Origin of the sequence: Neptuniibacter sp. (assembly GCF_024231755.1) — a bacterium.
In the GTDB taxonomy this organism is placed as follows: Bacteria; Pseudomonadota; Gammaproteobacteria; order Pseudomonadales; family Balneatricaceae; genus Neptuniibacter.
On the sequence record NZ_JAAEQH010000087.1, the window covers coordinates 1 to 6804 of the forward strand.

Annotated in this window: 8 protein-coding genes; 1 reads left to right on the forward strand and 7 read right to left on the reverse strand. The window is 48.6% G+C overall.

The genetic code is table 11. The features are described from left to right. A partial coding sequence (gene fabB / locus GY843_RS03970; protein ID WP_297306754.1) for a beta-ketoacyl-ACP synthase I occupies positions 1-1045 on the forward strand: 1045 nt, incomplete at its 5' end. Positions 1046-1162: 117 nt separating this feature from the next. Here fabB and GY843_RS03975 read toward each other — a convergent pair. The 7 genes from GY843_RS03975 to moaA all read right to left on the reverse strand — a co-directional run bounded on the left by GY843_RS03975 (position 1163) and on the right by moaA (position 6697). Beyond that, complete coding sequence (locus GY843_RS03975) at positions 1163-1903, reverse strand: 1-acyl-sn-glycerol-3-phosphate acyltransferase (protein WP_297306756.1); 741 nt, start codon at positions 1901-1903, stop codon at positions 1163-1165. Between the two features lies 1 nt (position 1904). Then, complete coding sequence (gene moaD / locus GY843_RS03980; RefSeq protein WP_297306758.1) at positions 1905-2159, reverse strand: molybdopterin converting factor subunit 1; 255 nt, start codon at positions 2157-2159, stop codon at positions 1905-1907. A 1-nt stretch (position 2160) separates the two neighbouring features. Then, positions 2161-2640, reverse strand: a complete 480-nt coding sequence (gene moaC / locus GY843_RS03985; RefSeq protein ID WP_297306761.1) for a cyclic pyranopterin monophosphate synthase MoaC — start codon at positions 2638-2640, stop codon at positions 2161-2163. Further along, complete coding sequence (locus tag GY843_RS03990; RefSeq protein ID WP_297306763.1) at positions 2637-3761, reverse strand: 1-acyl-sn-glycerol-3-phosphate acyltransferase; 1125 nt, start codon at positions 3759-3761, stop codon at positions 2637-2639. Before GY843_RS03990 ends, moaC begins: the two co-directional genes overlap by 4 nt. A 114-nt stretch (positions 3762-3875) precedes the next feature. Beyond that, the gene (gene glp, locus GY843_RS03995; protein ID WP_297306765.1) at positions 3876-5093 is read right to left on the reverse strand and encodes a gephyrin-like molybdotransferase Glp; all 1218 of its coding nucleotides are present in this window, start codon (positions 5091-5093) and stop codon (positions 3876-3878) included. A 23-nt stretch (positions 5094-5116) separates the two neighbouring features. Next, positions 5117-5653 carry a molybdenum cofactor biosynthesis protein B gene (gene moaB / locus GY843_RS04000; protein WP_297306767.1) on the reverse strand — a complete coding sequence of 179 codons (537 nt, stop codon included), beginning with the start codon at positions 5651-5653 and terminating at the stop codon, positions 5117-5119. Between the two features lie 42 nt (positions 5654-5695). Then, positions 5696-6697, reverse strand: a complete 1002-nt coding sequence (moaA, locus tag GY843_RS04005) for a GTP 3',8-cyclase MoaA (RefSeq protein WP_297306769.1) — start codon at positions 6695-6697, stop codon at positions 5696-5698. Between the last annotated feature and the right edge of the window lie 107 nt (positions 6698-6804).

Here is a 6804-nt window from a genome sequence, read left to right on the forward strand (position 1 = left end):
ACAAATCGATCGCAAGCTGTTACGTTTCATGGGTGATGCCGCTGCATACACTTACATCGCAATGAAGGAAGCTATCGCAGATTCTAATCTGGCTGAAGATCAGGTTTCTAACGTACGTACCGGCCTTGTTGTAGGCTCTGGTGGTGCTTCTGCCGAAAACATTGTTGATACTGCCGATATCACTCGCGAGAAAGGCGTTAAGCGCGTAGGCCCTTACCGAGTTACCCGTACTATGGGTTCTACTGTATCAGCTTGTCTGGCAACACCTTTTAAGATTAAAGGCGTTAACTACTCCATCACTTCTGCATGTGCTACCAGCGCTCACTGCATCGGTAACGCGATGGAACAGATCCAGCTAGGTAAACAGGATATCGTATTTGCCGGCGGCGGCGAAGAACTTCACTGGGTTCAGACAGCAATGTTTGACGCAATGGGCGCTCTGTCCAGCAAGTACAATGAAACACCAGAAAAAGCTTCCCGCGCATACGATGCTAACCGTGATGGTTTTGTAATCGCTGGCGGTGCAGGCGTACTGGTTATCGAAGAACTGGAACACGCTAAAGCACGTGGCGCTAAGATCTACGCTGAACTGGTAGGCTACGGTGCAACTTCCGATGGTTACGACATGGTTGCTCCATCAGGCGAAGGCGCTGCACGCTGCATGGAACTGGCAATGTCTACAGTTGATGGCGATATCGACTACATCAACGCACACGGCACATCTACTCCTGCTGGTGACATGCAGGAACTGAAAGCAATGAAAGAAACTTTCGGCGACAAGATGCCAACAGTTACTTCTACCAAGTCTCTGTCCGGTCACTCTCTGGGTGCAGCTGGTGTACAGGAAGCTATCTACTCTCTGATCATGCAGGAAAATAACTTCATCGCTGCATCAGCTAACATCGAAGAGCTAGATCCAGAAGCGGAAGGTATGCCGATCGCTACAGAGAAGCAGGAAAATGTAGATCTGAAGCGTGTTATGTCTAACAGCTTCGGTTTCGGCGGCACAAACGCTACGCTGGTATTTGAAAAACTAGACGCGTAAGCATTTGAGCTAAGCATAAAAAAACCGCCAGATGGCGGTTTTTTTATGTCTGATTTTTTCCACGCCGCTAAGAGCGCTTCACTTGTAGCTTGTAGCTTGTAGCTTGTAGCTTGTAGCTCAGATCAGCTTAAGCTCCTGCATATGCTTCTCGAGCCATTCCACCATATCCTGATGGATCTCATCAACGCTACGACCTTCAACCGGAATAGGTTCGCCGATATGCACCTGAACAGTACCCGGCTTCTTGGCAAAGCTCTTTCCAGGCCAGTAGTGACCCGCATCATGAATCATCGGAATTACAGGCACTCCAGCGCTTAGCGCCAGCATCGCACCGCCTTTATTAAATTTCCCCATTTTACCTACAGGAACACGGGTACCCTGAGGGAAAATAATTACCGGAATCTCTTCTTCAAGGCGAGATTTCCCTTCTGTAAGCAGCTGCTTGAGAGCCCCACGGCGCTGACTACGATCAATAGCAATTGGCTTGAGCAAGCCTAACGCCCAACCAAAGAACGGAATTTTCAGCAGCTCTTTTTTAAGCACAGTGCACTGAGGACGTACCAACGTCTGCAGGTAAAGAGTTTCCCACTCACTGGAGTGGTTAGCCACAACCACATAGGAACCCTCTTCTGGCAGATTCTCTCGGCCGGTAACCTTAACACCCAGACCACAGCACACACGCAACCAGAACATATAAAAGAAGTTGATGCCGGTCACCAACTTAAAGCGCCCTCTAAAATCGAATAGCGGGGACAACAATAGGCAGATAGAAGCGTAAACGATGGTGAGCAGATAAAAGCCCAGATAGTAGAATGCAGCGCGAACGGTACCCAGAGGCGTTGTCTTAAACTCAGACACATTAACCTCCCGTTACCGGAGGAAAGAACGCCACCTCATCACCGGAGGTAATCCCCTGATCAAAGTCACACATCTCTTGATTAACCGCAGCCAGAACCTGAGCATCCTGTAGCACCTGCTGCCAAATCTCTCCACGCTCAGCAACCAGATAATCGATCAAGTCAGCAACTGTAGTCACACCTTCAGGCTGCTCAAGGCTTTCACTATCAAGGCTAAGACGCTCTCTTAAACTCGCAAAGTAGACCAGCTTCAGCATATTATTTCTCCACTTTCCAGTGACCGCTCTTGCCGCCTTTTTTCTCAAGCAATTTTACGGAACTGATCACCATTCCTTTATCTACCGCTTTACACATATCGTAGATTGTCAGACCAGCAACAGAAGCAGCTGTTAGCGCCTCCATCTCAACACCTGTCTGTCCAGCTAACTTACAAACGGCAGTAATCTCGATCACATTACGTTCTGCATTAGGCTCAAGATCAACAGACACTTTGCTCAGCATCAATGGGTGACACAGAGGAATCAGCTCACTGGTACGCTTAGCTGCCTGAATACCTGCGATACGTGCAACAGCCAGAACATCGCCTTTCTTATGGCCACCTTCAGTAATCAGCTGCAGCGTTTCCGGAAGCATTTCTACTTCGGCATAGGCGATTGCTTCACGAAAAGTCACCTGCTTTTCAGAGACATCCACCATATTGGCGTTGCCCTGGTCGTCGAGATGGGTCAGACGGCTCATGATGATTCCTGTTGTTTATGTAACTTCTGTTGATTAATAACCGGATTTGCATACATCTGGCGTAAAATATCCTGCGCTCCACCAGAAACCTGATCGATACGGGCCGCAAACGCCCGCTTATCCTCTTCACTGATACCTTCGTCCTGGCCTGCAGCCAGCAAATTGGACGGATGCAGGTGATAGCCCTCGATAATCTGACGATCTATCTCAGCAGCCAACTCTTCAGGTGTTTCAAAATCCTGCTCTATCGGATCACCAAAGCTGACATACACATGACCCTTGTTTCCAGTAATGCCTTTCACAATACTGGCGATATCTTCGTACTGGGATTTCTCGTAACCACCTTCAGATGCTTTAGCATGCAGCTCATTCGCTTTCAGGTAATCACAAGGATCAAATTCATAAGAGATAGACACCGGTACAATATTCAGGCGCTTGGACTGTTCAGCAAAGCTACGCGATTTACGGTGCGCCATATACAGCATCTTCAGGATGGCTGGATCAGTAGCATCATTACCATCTTTTGCCCGCCCCTCTCGTTGCGCCAACCAGATTGAATGGCCTTCCACAATGCTGTGATCTATATAAGAGGACAACTGCGTTAGCGCTTTCATCATCTCGCGACCAGTAGCAGAGCGATTCACAATAAAGCTTTTATTGAGACGCATCAGGTCTGATACATAAGGCTTCCGCAGCAGGTTATCACCAATGGCAATACGCACAGTATCCATACCAAATTGATGGCGAACCCAGTTCACAAAGGCTGGGTCCATCGCGATATCACGGTGATTAGAAACAAACAGATAGGATTCTTCAGGATCCAGTTCATCGATACCACTGCATGTCAGCTTGGTAGTCGTGCGGGCGATCATCTTCTTCATGTAGTTCGCCACCAGCATCTGGAAGTCATAAACACTATCGACTTCACCTACCTTTGCCGCCAGAGCGATACGCACAAAAGGCTTCAGCAGCCAACCGATGCTGGGCGCCATTTTAGGGAACTGATACTTGGTTACCGCAGTGAGAAACTCGTCGTTATGCAGAATATTGACCAGAACATCGGCTACTTCATCGTCTCGATAAGGTCTGATCTCTTTGTAAGGGTCCTGCTGGTCTGTCATTCGTTCCTCGGTAAGACTAAAAACTAGGCTAAAAATTGTGCTGTATTCTACCGTTTTCCATAAAGCTCTGCAGGTGTATATCAAGCTGTTCTACAGAGCGACTTAAAACAATACCTAAATCAGCAGTTCAGAAAGCGGGATGAAACTAACCGGATCACCTTTAGCTATGGTTGTTTCCGGTGGAATCACTGCCAGGCCGTTTGCCCAGCTAGCCGATGTAAGAACACCTGAGCTCTGATTAGAAAATGGAGTAACCACGCCATTCTCAAGGCGAACACGAAGGTATTCCTGACGCTGAATCGCTCGCTTACGCTCAAAGCCTGCTTTAACAGGGACCTGAAGCGGAGCTTCATAATTCATACCTTGTAGGCCCATCAGACAAGGACGGCCCAATAAGCAGAAAGTGATAAGTGTTGATGTCGGGTTACCTGGCAAACCGATAAACGGAGTATCGATAACTTTACCGTAGGCAACGGGCTTACCTGGCTTAATGCGGATCTTCCACATATCCAGTGAACCCAGCTCTTCAACAGCACCTTTAACGTGATCCTCTTCCCCTACGGAGACACCACCCGTACTGATAATCGCATCTGCACTATCAGCTGCAGCTTTCAAAGCTTCCAGGGTCGATTCACGGGTATCTTTAACACAGCCCAGATCCACTACTTCCATGCCCAAAGCATGCAATAAGCCAGTAAGAATATAGCGATTCGAGTTATAGATCTGACCTGATTCAAGTGGCAAACCAGGCTCTACCAGTTCATCACCGGTGGATAGAATAGCGACCTTGAGGCGCTTAAAAACTTTGATTTCCGACAAACCCACAGATGCCAGCATTCCCAGATCAGCAGGCTGTAGACGGGTACCCACAGTCAGGATTTCAGCACCCGCCTGGATATCCTGACCCATGCGACGGATATTCTCTCCTGCACGGACCGCCGCACCGAAAACAGCTTTATCTTCTTCCAGACGGACATTTTCCTGCATAACAACCGCATTGGCGCCTTCAGGAATTTCAGCTCCCGTGAAAATACGCGCACAAGTGCCAGACTGCAGAGGTTTTGGAGCAGATCCTGCAGGAATTCGCTGACTGACCACCAGCGCTGTTTCGGACGATAATAGATCCGATGTATGCAATGCATATCCATCCATGCTGCTGTTATCAGCAGGCGGCACCGAGACACTGGCCTTCGGCATCTCTGCCAAAACTCGTCCCGCTGCATCGGCTAATGCAACCACTTCTGTATCCACTACCGTGTCAGATCCCTTGAGTAAACGCTGCAGCGCTTCATCAAACGGGATAAGTCCAGGCTGAGTATCACAGCACCCCATAAGAAACTCCTGTTTTTCTACGCTTACACGTTATCCTGACGGTGCTTCAAGATCATAGTCACAAAGTTACAAGGGCGGTGACGGTGATCTAACTGTTCTGCAATCACATCATCCCAACCTGTACGGCAAGCGCCAGTAGAACCTGGCAGACAGAACATCACGGTACCGTTAGCCAGACCACCCAAGGCACGGGACTGGATTGTTGAAGTACCAATCTGACTAGCGGACACCTGGCGGAAATACTCGCCAAAGCCTTCAATGGTTTTATCAAACAGCGGCTGCATCGCTTCAGGTGTGGAGTCACGTCCGGCAAAGCCAGTACCACCGGTGGAGATAATCACGTGGATTTCAGGATCCGCAATCCACTTAGATGCGACAGCACGCATTTGGTAAACATCATCAATCACAATCTCACGCGCACCCAACTTGTGGCCGGCAGATTCCAGACGATCAACCAACGCCTGACCGGAAGTATCATTTTCCAGCGAACGGGTATCCGATACCGTCAGCACAGCAATATTCAGAGGGATAAATTCAGCATTTGCAGGAGTATGAGACATGGAAGGTTCCTTAGAAAAGCAAAGGTAAGTAACGGGTGTTGGCTAGCCACCCGTCATATTCATAAAACGGACGATCTGAGGCTCATCATCCAGATCAAATTCATGTTTTTCCGGTTTCAGATCCATCGCATCAATGATCACCTGACGCAATTTTTCCATATCACCCGGATAACGGCGTAGAGTGGCACGCAGATCCACAGAATGTTCGTTACCAAGACAAAGCAACAAACGCCCCTCGACTGTTACGCGAACACGATTACACTCGGAGCAGAAATTGTGACTATGAGGAGAGATAAAACCAACCCGGCTTTCGCTATCAGCCATCCGGTAATAGCGTGATGGACCAGCAGTACGCTCGGTAGTCGGCTGAAGAGCGTAACGTTGCTCGATGATTTCACGCACCTCGTCACTGGAACAGTAGACCTCAGCCCGATCATGTTCAGAGATATTGCCCAACGGCATCTCTTCGATGAAGCTGACATCAATCCCTTTACTACGTGCGTAATCAACCAGATCCAGCACTTCATCATCATTGCGGCCTTTCATCACCACCGCATTCAGCTTAATCCGATCAAAGCCTTCGGCCACTGCCGCATCGATGCCCGCCATTACCTTCGGCAACTTCCCGATACGGGTCATCTCTTTAAAACGATCTTCTCGCAGGCTATCGATACTGACATTCAAGCGATTAACACCCGCAGCTTTTAGCTGAGGCGCCATCGATTCGAGTTGTGAACCATTAGTGGTAATAGCCAGTTCTGCATCCAGATCACCAACAGCCTGGATCAGTTTAATCACTTCACGACGGACCAGTGGCTCACCACCGGTGAGGCGGATTTTCTTTACGCCCAGAGAAACAAAAGCCGTAGCAACCTGCTCAATCTCTTCCAGGGTCAACACTTGCGCATGAGGAAGAAATGTCATCTCCTCAGCCATACAGTACACGCAGCGAAAATCACAACGATCCGTTACAGAGATACGAATGTAATCTACTGTGCGACCGAAACGGTCAACCAGTTTATCCGTTTGTTTGTTATCAGCCATCTGTTTTCTTTATAGTATTTGGCGCTCAAGTCAGACCCGCTAAAATAGCATAAAATCCACACAACAGCATTTATCTGATAGTACCGGGAGCACAACATGAGCTATCT